This window comes from Staphylococcus ratti, assembly GCF_020883535.1.
Taxonomy (GTDB): domain Bacteria; phylum Bacillota; class Bacilli; order Staphylococcales; family Staphylococcaceae; genus Staphylococcus; species Staphylococcus ratti.
Window position 1 is genome coordinate 251,664 of sequence record NZ_CP086654.1, and the last position, 17,535, is coordinate 269,198.

Below are 17,535 nucleotides of genomic sequence, written 5' to 3' on the forward strand. Positions count from 1 at the left end.
GCTCCTTATTACTTAATAAAGCTATAAGCAAATAGAATGATATATGTGATACCTGTTAACAACATACAAGAAGCTAACGTAGTAATTGTGCCCTGCTTTTGAATTGTATTTGCGATAATACCAGGGATAACAATACCGATACCTGAAAGTTGTACGATTTCAAATGGCGTTAACGGGTATATTAAGTCAAACAAGAACTTAAGAATCATTCCCGTTAAAATCATTGCGGCGAATTTACGACGACCGTATAAAATTGCGATACGGCTTACACCGTGAACTACGATGAAATATGTAAGGCAGCTAATCACTAAAATTGAAAGTAGCATGACTGGCTGATCAAAGATAAGTGCCAAGTAACCCGGTACTACAAGTCCAGCGGGACTGATACCAAATTTTTCGGCAAAGATTAAACTTAATACAATACCTACGAATAGTGAGAAATATAACTCTGAACCTATCAAAATTACTCCAACCCTTCCATTAAATTGATGACATGTTTACCACTACCGTGAATGTTACCTACTGTGAAAATTAGAGCTTCATGACATTCTTCGAAAATGGCTTGTTCGATTTCGCTAAATGGACGTCCTTCGAAGTTTAAATATTTTTTATCTGGACATTCATTTTTCATTGTTTCTGTTACAGCTTGTGTACTTTTACCAACACAGATTAATGTGTCATAGTCTACGTTTGTAATAAAGTTTTCTGCGAACAACTTCGTTCTATCCAATCTGTCTGCACGACAGTTCAAAATAATAACAATCTTTTTGAATGGATATTTATAATCTATAACTTTTTGTAAAATTGCTTTTGTTGATTTTGGTTCATTTGCGGCAAACGCATTAACGAAGACATTTTGCGTGTTATTTTTTTGGAAATATTTAACGCGTACAGCACCACTATCAGGCGGTGCATTAAGCATGCCTTGAATCATATTGTCTTCTTTAATACCTACTGCTTTGGCAACCCCTATGGCGATAGCTACGTTGTCTGGGAAGACGATGTAATCAAAGCGACGTAATAAAGCTTCGTCTACGTCATTTTTATCAACGACAATCGTTTCAGTATTACGTTGGTCTGCCACTTTCTTGAAGAATTCAGTGTATTCATCTTTCATTACTACAAGTTTTCCGTTGTATGGAATTGTTGCAGTAAACGACTCTGCCACATCGTCTAATGTTGGACCTAATGTTTCCATGTGATCTTCCATTACGTTAACGATGACCCCTATATTGGCTTTAAGTAGTTGCTTCTGGAAAATAATTTGGTAGTCAGGGTTTACGGCCATACACTCATTAACGATGGCTTCCGCGCATTCCTTGTTCACTATTTTTAAAATATCCCTTTGTTCCCCTATGTTTGGACCTTGAGGTTTTCGGATAACAGGAAACTCTTCATCTGTATACCAATAAAGCATACGTGCGTCAGTTCCAGTTGTTTTACCGATTACCTTCATTTGGTCTTCTCGTAATATACCGTAAATCAAGCGAGTAATCGTTGATTTACCACGTATCCCATTGATGTTAATTCTAACGGGAATACTATTGATGCGTTTGTTGTGGACATAGATTTCTCTGATGGCCAAAACTAAGATCAAAGCAGTAAAGAAAATTACCAAAAACAATTTTTTCACCTCGTTTATTTTTGTCACCTCGTTATGCTATCATAAATATGATGCTAAAATTGGAAATTTACATATATTTAAGTTTGTTTATTATTATCATGAAAAATATTTTAATTTAAATCCTTACGCTAAATAATTTAATTATAAAAGTGCACAATATATAAACGGAGTTTAATTCGTACTAACCGCATAGGAATGCGTGTTTGAAGAAAAATAAGTTAACTTTATAGACAAAGATATAAAAATATGTATAGATGTAAATTTACATCAAAAATATAAAAATAACCCAAATTGTAAGCAAATCAAACGAATGCCCTTTATAAATTATGATAAGAAAAATTAATAATGTTGTGTAAGTTCGATTAATTTTTGTGCATTTTGTAATTATAAAAGTATAAAGTTACAGCGCCGTGCACAAGTATGTGGTGGAGGTGAAATGCTGAGATAACAACGTTTTTGAGCAATTATGAAACATTATTGGTAAATCAACAATAAAATCTTAACAAAAAAATTGTTTGGATTAATATATATTTTAAACAGTGTCAACGAGAAAAAGTTAAAAAATGTAAGAAAAGTAACATGTACTTAATAATAATTAAAGTGAGTTTACTTCAATATAGTTTATATCAATTTTTGAAGTTAAGGGATAAGAATACGGATAATTACGAACGAAGAACGCCGTAATTATCCGTAATGTTTTTAAATATTATTCTGCATTAGAAGCAGAAACAGGATAGTGATCGGAATAATCTTGATACGTGTATGTTTTCCCCCAAGAGGACACGGTCCATTCAGGAGATGAAACGCGATGCGCATTATTATACCATTGTGACGGCTGTGCGTGCGCTTTATCTACGAGTATATAATCTAAATATTGAGGTTTTAAATCGGGATAATTGTATTTAGCAATGCTATTTGTAGTCGTATCCCAAGTTTGGTTATGCCCGATATACGATGGTTCATTTACATTTAACTGAGACAACATAGCGTGGTATTCACTTGAGCCTTTGATGACATTTAAATCTCCGCCAATAACAACCATTTCATTTTTTGGAATGTTTTTTTCTTTAATAAATTGTCGGATTTCTGCCATTTGAGTTGAACGGATTTCCGCGTCTTTTCCTTCGGGACGTTTTCCAATTTCAGATTGAAGATGTGTACCGATAATATGAAAAGGATGGCCATTTTTATTGATTTTGACATAGACAAAACCTTTTTTAGCCATGCCATCAGCACCACGACCTTGGGTATAAAAATGCTGTTCTTGACGCATAATTGGATAGCGGCTAAGAATGCTCACGCCTCCGTTAGTAAATTTTGCGCCGGAAGTACGTCCATGAGTAGCGTCCCATTTATCCTTTTCTTCACCTAAAACAGGCGTTTGATGAGGATAAGACGATTTTAAATTCGATTTTAGCTGCGCAGTCGATTTCGCGTCAAAAAGCTCATTGAAGATCATCACGTCATTATTTTCAATGAAAGGGGCCTTTGAAATTAAATCTGCACGTTGCATTTGTCCCCAGTTTGGATAGAGCGCTTGAGGCAAAAAATAGACATTATGTGTTGTGACTTTCAAATTGGTATCCTCTGTTGCAGCATGAGCTGAAAAATGAGGAAGGGTCAAAAATAAAGTACAAGCAATTAAGAATTTTATTATGTTTTTCAAAAAATTCACTCCTTTAAATTTAATAATATCATATAAATAAATATAGCAGATGAATTTTAATGTTTAATAGAATTTACAGAAACTTTAAAATTAATATAAGGATAATTTGGATTTTGGAGTGTGCGTTTAAAATGAAGTGGTAAAGGAAACGACGAAATGTAGGACGTTTTGTCTTATATTTAAGGGGGAGAGGGGTGATTGAAGCACAAAGCATTTGTTTTGCGGGAGTATTCAAAAATATTATTAAAGTTAGACATCCTAATTTCAACTTGCTACGAGATAAATGAACCCCAAAAATATAAAGCGCAAGATAATATGGTAATATAAGATCATAAATATTAAATTAATTGTCAAGGGGTCAAACATATGAATTATTTTGATTACGTGAATTCTGATTCTCAAAGTAGATTAGCGTTGTTTTTAAACACACTTAGTGAAACTAATAAAACACCGGAATATTTTGTTAATTGGGAAAAAGTGGAAAGAGAAACACAGAAATATGAACTGGAGTTAACAACTTTAAATTATTTAATAGGGAAAGATAATATTGCAGAAGTGGCTAAAGACTTATTCATTCAGCAGCCACAATTATTGAAAGCAATCCCTGCACTTTTAGCTGCTAGAGATAGAAAATTATCAATATTAATTTTAGATGATGATGATAATATGGAGTTTGTTGACTTAGATTTTAAAAATATTAATATTTTTAAAATAGATGAGTATATAGAGTTTCTTGATAATGCAGGACTATTATCTTTTCTTAAAAATTCCGTACAAAAAAATTTAGTTGATTTTGTTTATGGTGTGGAGACAGGTTTAGATTCAAACGCACATAAAAATCGTTCAGGAACTACTATGGAAAGTATACTGGCTAGAAAAGTTGAAAAAACATGTATGGATTTAGGATATGAATTCAAGGAGCAAGCTACTGCGAGTTGGATGAAAGAAAATTGGGACATAGAGGTCCCTGTTGACAAATCGCAAAGAAGATTTGATGTTGCTATTTTTGATTCTATAAACAATGCAGTATTTGTTATTGAAACAAACTACTATAATGGTGGTGGCTCGAAGCTAAAGTCAGTAGCAGGAGAATTTAAGTCATTAAAGAGATTGATAGATAGTAGTCCGAATAAAATAGAATTTGCATGGGTAACTGATGGTAAAGGTTGGTTAACTGCTCAAATTCCGATGTCTGAAGCTTTTCAGGAAATTCCGAACATTTTTAATTTAGAGATGTTAAGAAATGATTTCATCTATCATATGATCAATGCAAATTAAAGTTTGGTTGTAATCTAAAAAACACGGGTTTTCCCGTGTTTTTTAAAATAGTTTACTTTCAATTATTGTGTTTTCAATGCGGCGCTTGGAAAGTTCGGTATATGCCTTATCTATATCAATACCAATGAAATTGCGATCTAATTTTTTAGATGCCACTCCAGTTGTTCCACTACCTAAAAACGGATCTAATATTATGTCTCCTGGCTTAGTCGAAGCTTCAATGATTCTTTCTAATAAATAGAGTGGTTTTTGTGTCGGGTGCTTGCCAAATTTTTTCTCGTTTTTAGAGGTCAGAGAACCTGTCCATACATCTTTCATTTGTTTATTATTATTGTAACTTTTCATTAAATCATAATTGAAAAAGTGCTTGCTTTTTTTGGAATTTTTTCTAGCCCATAAAATTGTTTCAGTTGAATGAGTAAAATTTCTGCAGCCTAAATTTGGAGGCGGATTGGTTTTTTGCCATGTGATGTTGTTTAGTATTTTGTATCCTGTTTCTTCTAATGTCACACCGATGCTATAGATATTGTGTAATGTACCAGAAATCCAAATGGTACCATTGTCAGTTAGTAAATCATGACAAGCTTGTAACCAAGACTTGTTGAATTCTATTTTCTCGCTTAGGGAGAGTGATTTATCCCATTCCCCTTTATTAACACACACCATCTTTCCCCCTGAGTTCGTTATACCTCCTGAAGATAAGAAGTAAGGGGGATCAGCAAAAATCATATCTATTGTATTCTTTTCAAACAGTTTGAGTAATTTTAAACTGTCTCCTAAATAAATGGAAGTTACTTCATCGTTAAAATATAAATATTCTTTCAAAATATCACCTTAATAATTTTTAATTATTAGTTCTTTTCCAGTTCTTTTCGAAGCATCTGAGTTAATGCTTCTTCGTACGTTAATTTCTTCTAGGTTGAAATCAGAATACAATTCTTGAATTAGAGCTGTATTATGATTGGTAGCCATACAATATACGCCCTTATCTGTAAGACGTTTGAATAGTTCAGCTAGGCGGACATGTTCTTCTATTTTGAAGCCTGATTTGTCATAAGAAGCAAAACTAGACGCCTTTATAGGTGCATAGGGACTGTCAAAAAAAACAAAATCTTTTTCATTTGCATCTTCAACTGCATTCTCAAAATCTCCATTCAGTATTTTTACATTTTTTAAGAAAGAAGATATTTCAAGTATATTGGTTTCATTATAAGATAGTGCTAATTCTTTCTTATTCCAAGGAACGTTATATAAACCTTTAGAATTCACTCTGAATAAACCATTGAAGGAATGCTTATTTAAATATATAAATAATGCGGCAGTTTCATGGTTGTAAGTTTTATTAATGATATGTTCATTATAAAGTGAACGAAACTCCTTATACTTTTCATCATTTAAAGGGATTTTATCAAACTCATCAAGTAAATGCATAAGTTCATACGGTGAATTTTTAATAATGTTATATGCATGGATTAAGTGTGTATTTATATCATTGATTATAGAAGGGGTATGCTGTAAGCCAAATAGCACTGCTCCTCCTCCTACGAAAGGTTCGTAATAACTTTCAAATTTATCAGGGGTATTTTCAATTATTTTTTGAAGGAATTGTCTTTTTCCCCCTGCCCATTTAACGAACGGTTGCATATATACTCCTCTTTTCTAAACAAACTTGCTTACTTAATGTTAGGGCAATCTTACTAAATATACAAGTAGAACTAAATTTTGTATTTATTGAAAAATAGGAAAATATGCATCCTTAACAATTGTGTTTTTCAAAAATACAACCTTCTCCAATGATGTTTCGTTACTTTTTGGGTATAATAAAAATATTATACGGAAGATTTGGAATAACGAGGTGACTAAGATGCAATTAATATTTGATCCGAGTGTGAATTTATTTTATCGGGTATTTTTAGGTTCATTCTTTGTGATTAATTTAGTGCTCGCATTTTTTATCATTTTTATGGAGCGTGACCGCCGAGAAGCTACCGCAACTTGGGCGTGGTTACTACTACTTTTTGTTGTGCCAGTCTTAGGCTTCTTTCTTTATCTGTTCTTTGGACGTGCTGTTCGAATGAAGAGCACGAAAGAGGATACAGGTGGAGAAATTGAAGATGCCCGTTCTCGAGTAATGGAACAAAAGAGGCTATTCACAAATAAGACATTTAAAACGAATAATCCGGTTGTTGAAAAGCAATCAGATTTGGTGGAAATGATGTTAACACGTGAAGCGTCATTTTTAAGTGAAAACAATCATGTACATATTTTTACTGATGGTCACGATTTGTTTGAACGTATGAAGCAAGATTTACGAGCTGCCAAACAATACATTCATATGGAATTTTATATTATTAATTTGGATGGATTAGGGACAGAAATTCTTGAAATTTTAAAAGATAAAGCCCGGGAAGGTTTGGAGGTAAAATTACTCTATGATGCGGTGGGTTCTAAGCAACTTCGCAAAGGAAAAATGAAAGGGCTTGTTGAAGCAGGCGTTTCTATCGAAGCTTTTTTCCATGCGAAGATTATCCCGTTTGTTAATTTCCGTGTTAATAACAGAAATCACCGAAAAAATCTTATTATCGACGGGGACATTGGTTATGTCGGCGGATTCAATATTGGTGATGAATATTTAGGTTTAGATAAAAAACTTGGCTATTGGCGTGATACGCATCTTCGTATTCAAGGGGATGGCGTGGATGCATTACAATTAGGATTTATTCATGACTGGAATTCACAAGTTTCAGAAGATAGAAAACTTGAATACGACCAACGTTACTTTCCTAAAAATGCGCGAAAAGATGGTCATGTGGCGATGCAGCTCGGTTTGAGTGGGCCGAACAATGCATGGCATCAATTGGAATTTGCATATATGAAAATGATTATGAATGCCAAACAGTCCATTTATATGCATACGCCTTATTTTGTACCAGAATTAGGGTTTGTTAATGCGCTTCGCATTGCGGCGAAATCAGGTGTGGAAGTTAATTTAATTGTACCGAATAAACCAGACCAACCTTTTGTGCATTGGGCAACTTTAACGACAGTTGCGCAGCTAATGTATGACGGTGTGAACGTTTATACGTATGAAAAAGGGTTTATTCATTCTAAAATGATGGTAATTGATGGAGAAGTCGCATCTGTTGGATCTGCAAATATGGATGAACGAAGCTTTAAATTAAATTTTGAGGTGAATGCGTTGATTTATAACCAAGACCTTTCTAAAAAACTTATTCAAGCATTTGAACAAGACGTTAAAAATTCTAAAAAGCTCACGCCAGAGCGTTATGAAGCACGTTCGAATTGGGTAAAATTCAAACAATCTATCGCCAAGCTCGTCTCTCCTATTTTATAACTAAATTTTACTATATTAGAAAAGCTCATAACTATTCGTTAGAGCTTTTTTGCTTTTGATAGATAGTATATTATTTCGGTATGAATGCTTATCTATAATAATAAAACATACAGCTTTTTTATATTATCAATAATAATTTTTAAATGTCGCTTTTATTGTGGTTAAAGAGGGGAATACAGTAGTTGAAAAGGAGGCAGCTTATGGAAATACTTGATGTTAACAAAAATTATCGTATTCGCTTTGAAGATAGCATTTATATAGATAAAAATAATGAAACGAAAGCATATACCATCATTTCAAGCTCTGGAGAAGCTAAAGAAAATTGTTTAGTGGTATTGAATTATATTAAAGTTTTAGAAGGACATGCTGAAGCATTTGAACAAGAATGTATTGAAAAAGATTCTGGAATGGAAAGTTTAGAAGGTTTCCAGTCTTTTCATTTTTTAAGACCAATTAATGTGCAAGATCATTATGTGGTCATTACATTGTGGAAAGATGCACACTACTTTAATGCTTGGATTAAGTCAGAGCGTTACCAAAAAGCAGTGCAAGAAGTGATTCATTCCAATGTGGTTAATCGTTATTTAACCTACAGAATTAAGTTTTATGATCAAGCATTTAAACGACATTAGTTATGTTTCTTAAGTTTTGTGCAACTTATATTCACAGTGATAAAATTTCGTTATAAATGAGAAGTTTGAAACTGAATAAGGTGAAAAGGTATAAAAAAGATGCTGCCTCACTAAAGGATAAGAGAACAGATTAAGTTGAAACATTTAGCTTAATCCGTTTTTCTATGATTTAACATATTCATCTATCGCGCTTACTTTAAAAAGATGATGTATAGACGATTTATCAATATAAAACGCCATCAAAATGTTAAAAAGGCATTTCGATGGCGTTTTTTAGGAGGCACATTTTAGATTATTGTGTTTGTGTTGGTAAATGAATTTTGAAATGCGCCCCTTTTTGTGAAGGGACTAATGTTAATTCGCCTTGATGGAATTTAACTGCATCTTTGATTATAGACAAACCGATACCATGCTCAGATTTGTCTTTTTTAGATGTGTAAGATTTTTGGATAAGTTCATCAAGTTTATATGAAGGTAGTCCTTTACCATCATCCTTGTAATCAATTTTCAAATGCGTATCGTCTAATTTGAACGCAAGATGAATGTTTGGGTTAATGGCATTATGATCTAAACTATTGTTAATTAAGTTAAATAACATGCGTTCAAAATAAAGTTTATTGCCGTAGAATGTCATTTCTTTAGAGAAATTGAACACTGTCGTTATTTTTTCAAAACCTAGCGTCGAAATGACGCGTTCAACGGTAGATTGAATTTCGAAACTTTCTCGATGATGGGCCATTTGCTCGGTTTCGAATTTAAACTGGGCGCTTAAATTATCAATGACTTCTCGAATATAATCTGCTTTTTCTGAAATCAGTTTAAGGTGTTGTTGATCTGTTTCTGTGGCGCCTCGAACGAGTTTAGAAAAGCCGTAAATAGATGTCAGTGGGGATTTCAAATCATGTGAAATTTGTGAAATCCATTTTGTTTTATAATATTGAATTTGATCATGGTAAAAACGGTCTTTTACAAGTTGTTTATTGAGTGTGAAAATAGCATCATCAAGTTCTTCATAAGTTTGTCGTGTCCGTTCACGGTTTTTAATACGCGCATCAGGTTGATGTAATTTTCCTTTACTTAAGTTTTGAATCCAACGCGAATAATAAAAGAGTGGTTGGGATAAGCGACGTGCAATCAACCATGAAATAATGAGGATGGAAACAATATTAGCGATAAAAATGGCTACCCAACTTAAGAAGATGGCTTGGACTTGTTTTTGCATTAAGCCGGAATCAGTTTGATCGACACCGCTATTAGCATAAAAAGTAAGGTGTCCGTTATTAATATTAAATTCATAAGGGTTAAGACCGTTAGAACGCATACTTTCAAGCAGTTTATGAACATCGATCTCTTTACCATTCACAATATTAGGATTTTCACCTTGTCTATAGATAAAAACAAAGTAATAATGCTCTGTTCCGTATTTATATTTAATGGAATGCGATTGGTACGCATTTTTAATTAATCGAGATTTGATATTGGCATGAATATCATGAGGATATACAATCTCACCGTTCAATTTCGTCACATATACATCAGCTTCGTTTTGTTTGGCTAATTCAAGAATAGGCTTTGGAACTTCCACACGTTGAGGAGAATAAGGTGGATAAAGCTCTAACTCAATATTGTCCAATTGACTGATATGTGAAGGTTTTGAAGATAAATAGACAAAAACGATAAAACCAATAATTGCTAACGTCGTCGTAATTAAGAAATATAAAGACATGTATTTCGCAAATTTTAAGACGAAGCGTTTATTCATTCATTTGCCCTCTATAAATGTAACCTTTACCTCGTGCAGTTTGGATAAGCTGTGGTGTATTAGGCGTCAATTCTACTTTTTTACGTAATGTACGAATATGCACCATTAATGTATTATCATCGACACCTGTTTCATAGCCCCAAACTTGAGCATACAATTGCTCCTTACTTAGTATGCGGTTAGGGTTGCTAATGAAATATTCAAGTAAGTCATACTCACGAGCAGTTAGATTAGTTGGTTCATCTTGAACCCATACTTCAGCGGTATGGAAATTAACTTTAAGATGTTTGAATTGATATAAGTGATTACGTTTAGGTTTAAGATGGATTTTCACACGATAAGCAAGCTCCATCGGATCAAAAGGCTTTTTAATGTAATCTACAGCCCCTTCTTCAAAGCCACGATATACGTCATAACTTGTATCTTTAGCAGTAGCAATAAGCACTTTTGTTTGTGTTAAGTCTACTTCGTTAAGTAATTCATAACCACTTTCAGAATGTAAGTTTAAGTCCAGTAAAATCACATCATATGTATGAGATTGTAAATATTTGAGCGCTTCACTAAATGTGCTTGCGCAATCTGCCTCACCAATATGTTGAGATGTGAGGGATAAGTGGATTAATTCTTGAATATCTTTATCATCTTCAATAATTAGTATTTTATTATTCATATTTAGGCACCTCTTCTTTCTCTGTATCTTTATATCACTCATTTAAGCATATTTTTTTCTATTAAGGTAGGTATAAATCGGTTTATAAATCGTTTAATTATGTTAATTGTTATGAAATTTCGAATATTTATGTTTGTTTAAAAATAATTATCGCTTTTTTACTTTAATTTATCAACGTATGGGTGTATTATTTTATTATTCTAAAATAGTAATGGTGATTTTATGGAAATTAAACAAAAAATGAAACATTCAGTAGGCTACTTCGGTATCGTAGGCTTATTACATATTATTGGGATAAGCTTTTTATTTTTAGGCGGGTGGCACCATCCTGTGTTATTAGGCATGGGTGTAATCGCTTATACTTTAGGGCTACGTCATGCTTTTGACGCAGATCATATTGCAGCGATTGACAATACGGTGCGAAAGTTATTAGAACAACGCGAAAACCCAACTGGTGTCGGTTTTTATTTTTCTTTGGGTCATTCGTCCGTCGTGTTTTTAATGGCGGTATTATTAGGGATTGCCGTAAATTGGGCTAAAGCACATTTACCTACATTTCAAGATACCGGTGGACTTATCGGCACATTAGTTTCCGGATTTTTTCTTATTTTGATTGGAATCCTAAATTTAATTATTTTAATCCAACTCATAAAGTTATTTAAAAAGGTAAGAAGTGAACACATTACGTCATTGGAACTGAATGCGTTACTGGATTCTAGAGGATTCATAATACGCTTTATACGTCCGCTTTTCAAGTTTATTACTAAAAGTTGGCACGTATATCCATTAGGCTTTTTATTTGGTTTAGGATTCGATACAGCAAGTGAGGTTTCGCTCCTCGCGCTCTCAGCAGGTGCAGCACAACAAACTTTACCGTTGATAGGAATAGTAGCGCTACCGATTTTGTTTGCGTCAGGTATGAGTTTGTTAGATACGTTAGATGGTGTAGTGATGACTAAAGCGTATCATTGGGCGTTTGAGACACCAATTAGGAAAATTTATTACAATATTACGATTACTTCTGTCTCAGTAATCGCAGCATTATTTATTGGTGTGTTGGAAATTCTTCAACTAATTGGAGAAAAGTAGAATTGGTCTTCAGGATTAGGAGGATGGATTACACAGCTGGATATAGGTTGGTTAGGATATGGTTTAGTCATTATATTTGTTTTGGCATGGTTAATCTCCTTAATCATTTGGAAAGTGTTTAAAATGGAAAGCCATTAATGGATGCAAAATGTATGAATAAAAGGATTATTTTTAGTTAAGATATATTGTCTTTAAAGGAGGGGTATGAATAAGAGGCATATTTTAGATTACCAATATTAGAGTGCTTAAATGTAGTGCTGATGCTATACTGTAATCGTCGCCTATCTCTCAGGCGTCAAATTGACGTAGAGAGGAGGTGTTCATCTATGTTAGAAATCCTTGTTCACATCACGGCCACCATCATCAGTGGTTGTATTGTTGCGTTATTTACGCACTGGCTACGTACGCGTGACAATAAGAAAAAATAGGCGACTTTAGCTAGCACCCAAAAATCCCCTCACTATGGCAGTAGTGAGGGGATTGGTGTTTCTATGTTAGAATCCTTGTTGGCTAAAGTATAACACTAAATATATGATAAATGCAAAGTGAGTGACTAGGAAAACGCAGCATTGGGCGCAAACGTATTCTAATCGTATCTGAAAAACAATCTAAATTTTAAAATTTAAGAAAAGTGTATGGGGCAGGCGTGCCACCATTTCGAATAATGTTTGTATTAAGTAAATCTATTAAAGTGTTAAGTCGATTGTAAAATAACGTTTCAGAGGTGTGCTGCATTTTCATATCTAGAATATCGCGCACTTCTTTTGGACTTGTTCCAAGTAATGTAGCAAGGCCTTCTAAGCTCAAATGTGAATCTTCATAGTGTGCGTATAATTCCGCCCGAGTAGTTTGACGTTGTGTGTCAGTCAGTGACATTTTGAGACCTTCTTTCTTTATTCTATGGTGTTTAAATGTATGGAATAGTCTAATCATAAGTAGAGAAAGAGCAGTTGTCAATTAGGGAAATAGCTTGTTTTAGACGGCGCGCATCTCTAAGGTAAGTGTGAAGGAAGACTACCTTAAGAGTGTGCGCTATTTTTCATAATTTGAAAGTCTAGCAGTGTAATATATAAAGTTTTTGGATTTTTCACATAATTAACGGGTATATAAAGAGGTAATAAGGGTGTATCGAAAGGTGGTGAAGCGATGCAACGAAAGCAATTAGCGCCTTATAAAAATCGGAAAGTGATTGTCGTAGGAACAATCACAACTGTAGAACATAAAAGCATGTTAGATATAGAAATCCATTGGAAACGCAATGTACGCATATTATTAAAAGATGTCATCGTTTCTGGCATAGAAGTTGATCACCTATGGTTATTTGAACGAGAACGGTATTTTGAGAGGTGCCAATCCATGATTGGTGAAGAGATTAAATTTAAAGCTAAAGTCATTCCGTATGTTAAATCACGTAACGGAATTTATATAGAGAGTTACGGCGTAGAACGACGAACGAGTATTGTGTCTCGGGAAGTCTATGAACAACGTCATTGGAATCAAGATGAAGAAGATGATTATTACTACAACAATATGGATAATCCTTTTAAAGAGGTTATGGATTAATGTTAGAAACTATAATAGTGCTTCCTCATGTATTGTTTGTTCAAATAGGGACACCATAAATTTGAGAGATTGTTTATGGTAAAATAGAATAAGACAACTTATAATTAATTATATTCTCATAGTAAATAGGTGAAAAGCATGGAACAATGGATTACTGATGTGATGAGCCATTATGGCTATTTAGGTACTTTCTTATTAATATTTATTGAATATATTTTGCACCCTTTTCCTTCTGAAATTGTCCTTACATTCGCGGGTTATATGACAACACGAACAAGCATGAATTTTGGGATAGTATGCCTTATAGCAGTAGTTGCTGCAACTGCAGGTTCTGTCGTGTTATATTATATCGGCTTGTTAATTGGTGAAGCGCGTTTATACCGTTGGATTGATAAATATGGTAAATATGTCCGTATTAAGCGCAAAGATTTAGACAAAACAACAGCCTGGTTTGAAAAGTATGGCCATTGGGCGATTTTACTTGCACGTCTCGTACCGATTTTAAGAACATTAATTTCAATTCCTGCAGGTTTGACACGAATGAACATCTTTCATTTCATGTTATTTACAGCGATAGGAACAGCAATTTGGAACATTTTCTTAATTACACTGGGGATGACATTAGGAGATCATATTCATCAAATCATTCAATATGTAGGGGTTTATTCTAAAATATTTGTCGTTATCATCGCACTAGCGATACTTTATCTTATTTATAGATGGTGGCGTCGAGGTAAAAAGACACAAGCAAACTAAAAAAGTGTTTCATGTGGAACACATAGCATGTTAAATATAGGAAGCCAAAAAGAGGTATGCAATTTCTTTAAGCAATGTGGGTAGAACAAATTGATTTCTGTTCTACCCACGTTGTTTTTTAAATAGATGAAACTGTCAAAATAGTTTTGAGCTGTCTACTGTTTTATATTTGTGGAATGTTTTCAATCGCTTGAATGTAACCATCTTGAACGTAAACTTTAATAGTATAACCGTTGCCCCTATTTTTATCGTAATACCAAAAATGACCATAATCGGTGTCAGGACGTTGATGGACTTGAATAAAATCATGTGTCATTACATTAGTCGGGGTAATAAAAACGTGGTTGACGCGTTTGTCGTTATTGTAAGCAATACTGATATCGCCATATTGGTATACTTTTTGACCGTCAATAGAGAAAGTTTTTTCAGGTTTGCCAAATTGTTGTTCTATTTGTGATTGTGAGCGATTGCGTTTAAAGTTGCGATACCCTTCAACATGATTGGCGTTCATATAGTGTGTGCTAAAGGATGAGGACAAAACATCAATATGTTGTGTTTGGGTTTGAGGTATTGTGCGTTCAGATTTTTTAGTGGAGAAATCAAATTGAATATCTGTATGTACAAGTCGTATCACAAGTATGATAAGGGCTATGATGACTGCAATAATCATCAAAGTAATCAACACACCTAACCCTTTAAATAAAAATGAGGATTTCGGCTTAGAAGGAGAGATAGGTTCAAAACGAGAGTGTCCGCAATGGGGACACATACGCGTATATTTTTTTAATGAGGCGCCGCAATGTTTACAAGTCTCCATAAAATTCCTCCTGTATTTATCGTTAACTTTATTATAATGAAAACAATTTTTCGATGCTAGGATAGACCATGCACGTAAATGACTCATATTTTTAAAAGCTTTATAAAAGTATAACTATGAATTTACTTAAAGTTAACATCTAAATAACCTTTAATTTAAATATGACAAGTACAATGAATCTGAAAATAATAATATTTAGAGGGGTTTGTTACATATGAAAATGTCTGGCAAATTTATGAAAATATCATTAGCGAGCACGATGTTAGCGTCTGCAATTTTAGGAGTCACACAACCTACATACGCAAGTGGAAAAGGTAAAGATTCAGAAGCTCAAAAAAAGCAAGACAATGTATCGATGTATGGTAATACTAAAAATCCAAAAAATGTAATTTTCTTAGTGGGAGATGGTATGGGTCCATCATATAATACAGCATACCGTTATTTTAAAGATAACCCGGATACAAAAGAAATGGAAAAAACGGCTTTCGATCGATATTTAGTAGGAACACAGCGTACGAATGCAGAAGATCCAAAAGATAATATTACAGACTCAGCGGCTGCGGCAACTGCTTTTAGCTCAGGGCATAAAACTTACAATGGCGCCATCGGTGTGACACCAGATAAAAAGTCTGTAGAAACGGTTTTAGAACGTGCAAAAGCGCAAGGGAAATCGACAGGATTAGTTTCAACTGCTGAAATTACAGATGCGACACCAGCTGCTTACGCGGCGCACATTGATAGTCGTGATAAAAAAGATGAAATCGCTAAACAATTTTACAATGATCGCATTAAAGGTCAACACAAAGTGGATGTACTTTTAGGCGGTGGGGCTAAATATTTCGGTAAAGAAAACGGTGACCTTGATAAGAAATTTAAAAAAGATGGCTACGATGTTGTTAAAAATAAGCAACAACTTGTGAACTCAAAAAGTGACAAAGTATTAGGTTTGTTTGCGGAGAAAAATATGCCATTACAAATCGATGCACCAAAACAAAATCCATTACTTTCAGACATGCAAGAGGTGGCTCTGAAAAAGCTTTCTAAAAATAAAAACGGTTTCTTCTTAATGGTTGAAGGTGCTTCGATTGACAAACAAGGTCATGCCAATGATATTACAGGCGTAATGTCAGAAATGTCAGGATTTGAGTCGGCATTTGATAATGCGATGAAATATGCCAAACAAAACCCAGATACACTTGTTGTTGCGACAGCAGATCATTCAACAGGTGGTTTAACAATTGGTAAAGGCAAAGACTATAAGTGGGATGCAGAAGCTGTAAAAAGTATGAAGCGTTCAGGCAAATGGATGACTGAAGAAATTGCGAGTGGCAAAGATGTCACAAAAACAATTCAAGCTGGCTATGGTTTTGAAGTTTCAAAAGATCAAATGAGCGCGATTGAAAAAGAAGCGGATGCCATCAAAGCATTAGATGAAAAGAAAGATAATAGCAAATACAAAGCGCAACTTCAAAAATTACAAGATGCAATTCAAAAACCTATTAACGATCAATCCCATACAGGATGGACAACATACGGCCATACTGGTGAAGATGTCAATTCATACGCATACGGACCAGGTTCAAAACAATGGAGAGGTAATATCGATAATACAGATAATGCCAAAAACATTTTCGACTTCTTCGAGAAAGACGTTAAGAAATAAATCGATTCTTTAAAAATAGTATGAACTTCTTGATAAAGCCCCCGTTCCTCAATTTATAGGGAACGGGGGCTTTATGTTAGGATAGTAACGCAATGTATTTGACTGAAATAGAGATTTAAGAAATATAAATACATATTTAATAGGTTGGTCGTTCATACAATATTTAACGTAATGCGCTATAGTATGAACTATACTTGAGATATTTAAACATTTTATGAGATCATTTATAATAAACTTAATCTTTTGAAAAGGGGATATATTTCTAATGAAGAAACAAATCGCAGTAGTTGGAGCAGTTATTTTTGATAACGATAAAGTCTTATGTGCTCAACGTAGTGAGACAATGAGTTTACCTTTAACTTGGGAATTTCCCGGAGGAAAAATTGAACATGGTGAAAGTGATGTTGAAGCTTTAAAGCGAGAAATTCGTGAAGAAATGAAATGTGATTTAGAAGTGGGAGAAAAAGTGACAACTACGACATTTGAATATGACTTTGCAATTATTCAATTAACGACCTATCGTTGTGAGCTAAAATCACAATTACCAACTTTGACAGAACACAAAGCTATCAAATGGTTAGAGAAAAAAGAATTAAAATCGTTGGATTGGGCTCCTGCAGATATTCCGGCTGTCGATATTATTGTAAATGAGGGGTAATA

The 17,535-nt window shown here is 33.9% G+C and carries 17 protein-coding genes and 1 pseudogene; 9 read left to right on the forward strand and 9 right to left on the reverse strand.

Features of this window, described 5'->3' with window-relative positions:
- Positions 1-8 precede the first annotated feature (8 nt).
- The 3 genes from pgsC to sph form a co-directional block, all read right to left on the reverse strand.
- On the reverse strand, positions 9-461 hold the full coding sequence (gene pgsC / locus LN051_RS01065; protein WP_229292791.1) for a poly-gamma-glutamate biosynthesis protein PgsC: 453 nt from the start codon (positions 459-461) through the stop codon (positions 9-11).
- A gap of 2 nt (positions 462-463) precedes the next feature.
- On the reverse strand, positions 464-1,624 hold the full coding sequence (pgsB, locus tag LN051_RS01070) for a poly-gamma-glutamate synthase PgsB (RefSeq protein ID WP_229292792.1): 1,161 nt from the start codon (positions 1,622-1,624) through the stop codon (positions 464-466).
- A gap of 706 nt (positions 1,625-2,330) precedes the next feature.
- Positions 2,331-3,299 carry a sphingomyelin phosphodiesterase gene (gene sph / locus LN051_RS01075; protein WP_420853980.1) on the reverse strand — a complete coding sequence of 323 codons (969 nt, stop codon included), beginning with the start codon at positions 3,297-3,299 and terminating at the stop codon, positions 2,331-2,333.
- 357 nt (positions 3,300-3,656) lie between these two features.
- Here sph and LN051_RS01080 point away from each other — a divergent pair, with 357 nt between their 5' ends.
- Positions 3,657-4,568, forward strand: a complete 912-nt coding sequence (locus LN051_RS01080; protein WP_229292793.1) for a type II restriction endonuclease — start codon at positions 3,657-3,659, stop codon at positions 4,566-4,568.
- A gap of 42 nt (positions 4,569-4,610) precedes the next feature.
- Here the strand turns inward: LN051_RS01080 and LN051_RS01085 are convergent, their stop codons facing one another.
- Both LN051_RS01085 and LN051_RS01090 read right to left on the reverse strand, forming a co-directional pair.
- Complete coding sequence (locus LN051_RS01085; protein WP_229292794.1) at positions 4,611-5,393, reverse strand: DNA-methyltransferase; 783 nt, start codon at positions 5,391-5,393, stop codon at positions 4,611-4,613.
- A gap of 9 nt (positions 5,394-5,402) precedes the next feature.
- Positions 5,403-6,212: a DNA adenine methylase gene (locus tag LN051_RS01090; protein WP_229292795.1), complete on the reverse strand. Its 810-nt coding sequence runs from the start codon at positions 6,210-6,212 to the stop codon at positions 5,403-5,405.
- A gap of 220 nt (positions 6,213-6,432) precedes the next feature.
- Here LN051_RS01090 and cls point away from each other — a divergent pair, with 220 nt between their 5' ends.
- Both cls and LN051_RS01100 read left to right on the forward strand, forming a co-directional pair.
- On the forward strand, positions 6,433-7,923 hold the full coding sequence (cls, locus tag LN051_RS01095) for a cardiolipin synthase (protein ID WP_229292796.1): 1,491 nt from the start codon (positions 6,433-6,435) through the stop codon (positions 7,921-7,923).
- 200 nt (positions 7,924-8,123) lie between these two features.
- Complete coding sequence (locus LN051_RS01100; RefSeq protein WP_229292797.1) at positions 8,124-8,555, forward strand: antibiotic biosynthesis monooxygenase family protein; 432 nt, start codon at positions 8,124-8,126, stop codon at positions 8,553-8,555.
- Between the two features lie 292 nt (positions 8,556-8,847).
- On the opposite strand, the gene LN051_RS01105 is transcribed toward LN051_RS01100, so the two are convergent.
- Together LN051_RS01105 and LN051_RS01110 are read right to left on the reverse strand one after the other, a co-directional pair.
- Complete coding sequence (locus tag LN051_RS01105; protein WP_229292798.1) at positions 8,848-10,317, reverse strand: HAMP domain-containing sensor histidine kinase; 1,470 nt, start codon at positions 10,315-10,317, stop codon at positions 8,848-8,850.
- Positions 10,310-10,987: a response regulator transcription factor gene (locus tag LN051_RS01110; RefSeq protein ID WP_229292799.1), complete on the reverse strand. Its 678-nt coding sequence runs from the start codon at positions 10,985-10,987 to the stop codon at positions 10,310-10,312. Before LN051_RS01110 ends, LN051_RS01105 begins: the two co-directional genes overlap by 8 nt.
- A gap of 222 nt (positions 10,988-11,209) precedes the next feature.
- Between LN051_RS01110 and LN051_RS01115 the strand changes: the two are divergent.
- Both LN051_RS01115 and LN051_RS01120 read left to right on the forward strand, forming a co-directional pair.
- Positions 11,210-12,073 (forward strand): annotated as a pseudogene (locus tag LN051_RS01115) (HoxN/HupN/NixA family nickel/cobalt transporter); the annotation flags it as partial.
- Between the two features lie 329 nt (positions 12,074-12,402).
- The gene (locus tag LN051_RS01120) at positions 12,403-12,504 is read left to right on the forward strand and encodes a type I toxin-antitoxin system Fst family toxin (protein WP_229292800.1); all 102 of its coding nucleotides are present in this window, start codon (positions 12,403-12,405) and stop codon (positions 12,502-12,504) included.
- A 187-nt stretch (positions 12,505-12,691) separates the two neighbouring features.
- On the opposite strand, the gene LN051_RS01125 is transcribed toward LN051_RS01120, so the two are convergent.
- Positions 12,692-12,952 (reverse strand): DUF2316 family protein, encoded by a 261-nt coding sequence (locus tag LN051_RS01125; protein ID WP_229292801.1) that lies wholly within the window; start codon positions 12,950-12,952, stop codon positions 12,692-12,694.
- A 270-nt stretch (positions 12,953-13,222) separates the two neighbouring features.
- Between LN051_RS01125 and LN051_RS01130 the strand changes: the two genes are divergently transcribed.
- Both LN051_RS01130 and LN051_RS01135 read left to right on the forward strand, forming a co-directional pair.
- The gene (locus tag LN051_RS01130; RefSeq protein WP_229292802.1) at positions 13,223-13,639 is read left to right on the forward strand and encodes a hypothetical protein; all 417 of its coding nucleotides are present in this window, start codon (positions 13,223-13,225) and stop codon (positions 13,637-13,639) included.
- 138 nt (positions 13,640-13,777) lie between these two features.
- Positions 13,778-14,395 (forward strand): DedA family protein, encoded by a 618-nt coding sequence (locus LN051_RS01135; protein ID WP_229292803.1) that lies wholly within the window; start codon positions 13,778-13,780, stop codon positions 14,393-14,395.
- A 163-nt stretch (positions 14,396-14,558) separates the two neighbouring features.
- On the opposite strand, the gene LN051_RS01140 is transcribed toward LN051_RS01135, so the two are convergent.
- Positions 14,559-15,212 (reverse strand): hypothetical protein, encoded by a 654-nt coding sequence (locus LN051_RS01140; protein ID WP_229292804.1) that lies wholly within the window; start codon positions 15,210-15,212, stop codon positions 14,559-14,561.
- Positions 15,213-15,426: 214 nt separating this feature from the next.
- On the opposite strand from LN051_RS01140, the gene LN051_RS01145 reads away from it, so the two are divergent.
- Together LN051_RS01145 and LN051_RS01150 are read left to right on the forward strand one after the other, a co-directional pair.
- A complete protein-coding gene (locus LN051_RS01145; RefSeq protein WP_274704567.1) occupies positions 15,427-16,875 on the forward strand; it encodes an alkaline phosphatase in 1,449 nt (482 codons plus the stop codon).
- A gap of 265 nt (positions 16,876-17,140) precedes the next feature.
- Positions 17,141-17,533, forward strand: a complete 393-nt coding sequence (locus LN051_RS01150; protein WP_229292805.1) for a (deoxy)nucleoside triphosphate pyrophosphohydrolase — start codon at positions 17,141-17,143, stop codon at positions 17,531-17,533.
- Positions 17,534-17,535: the final 2 nt, after the last annotated feature.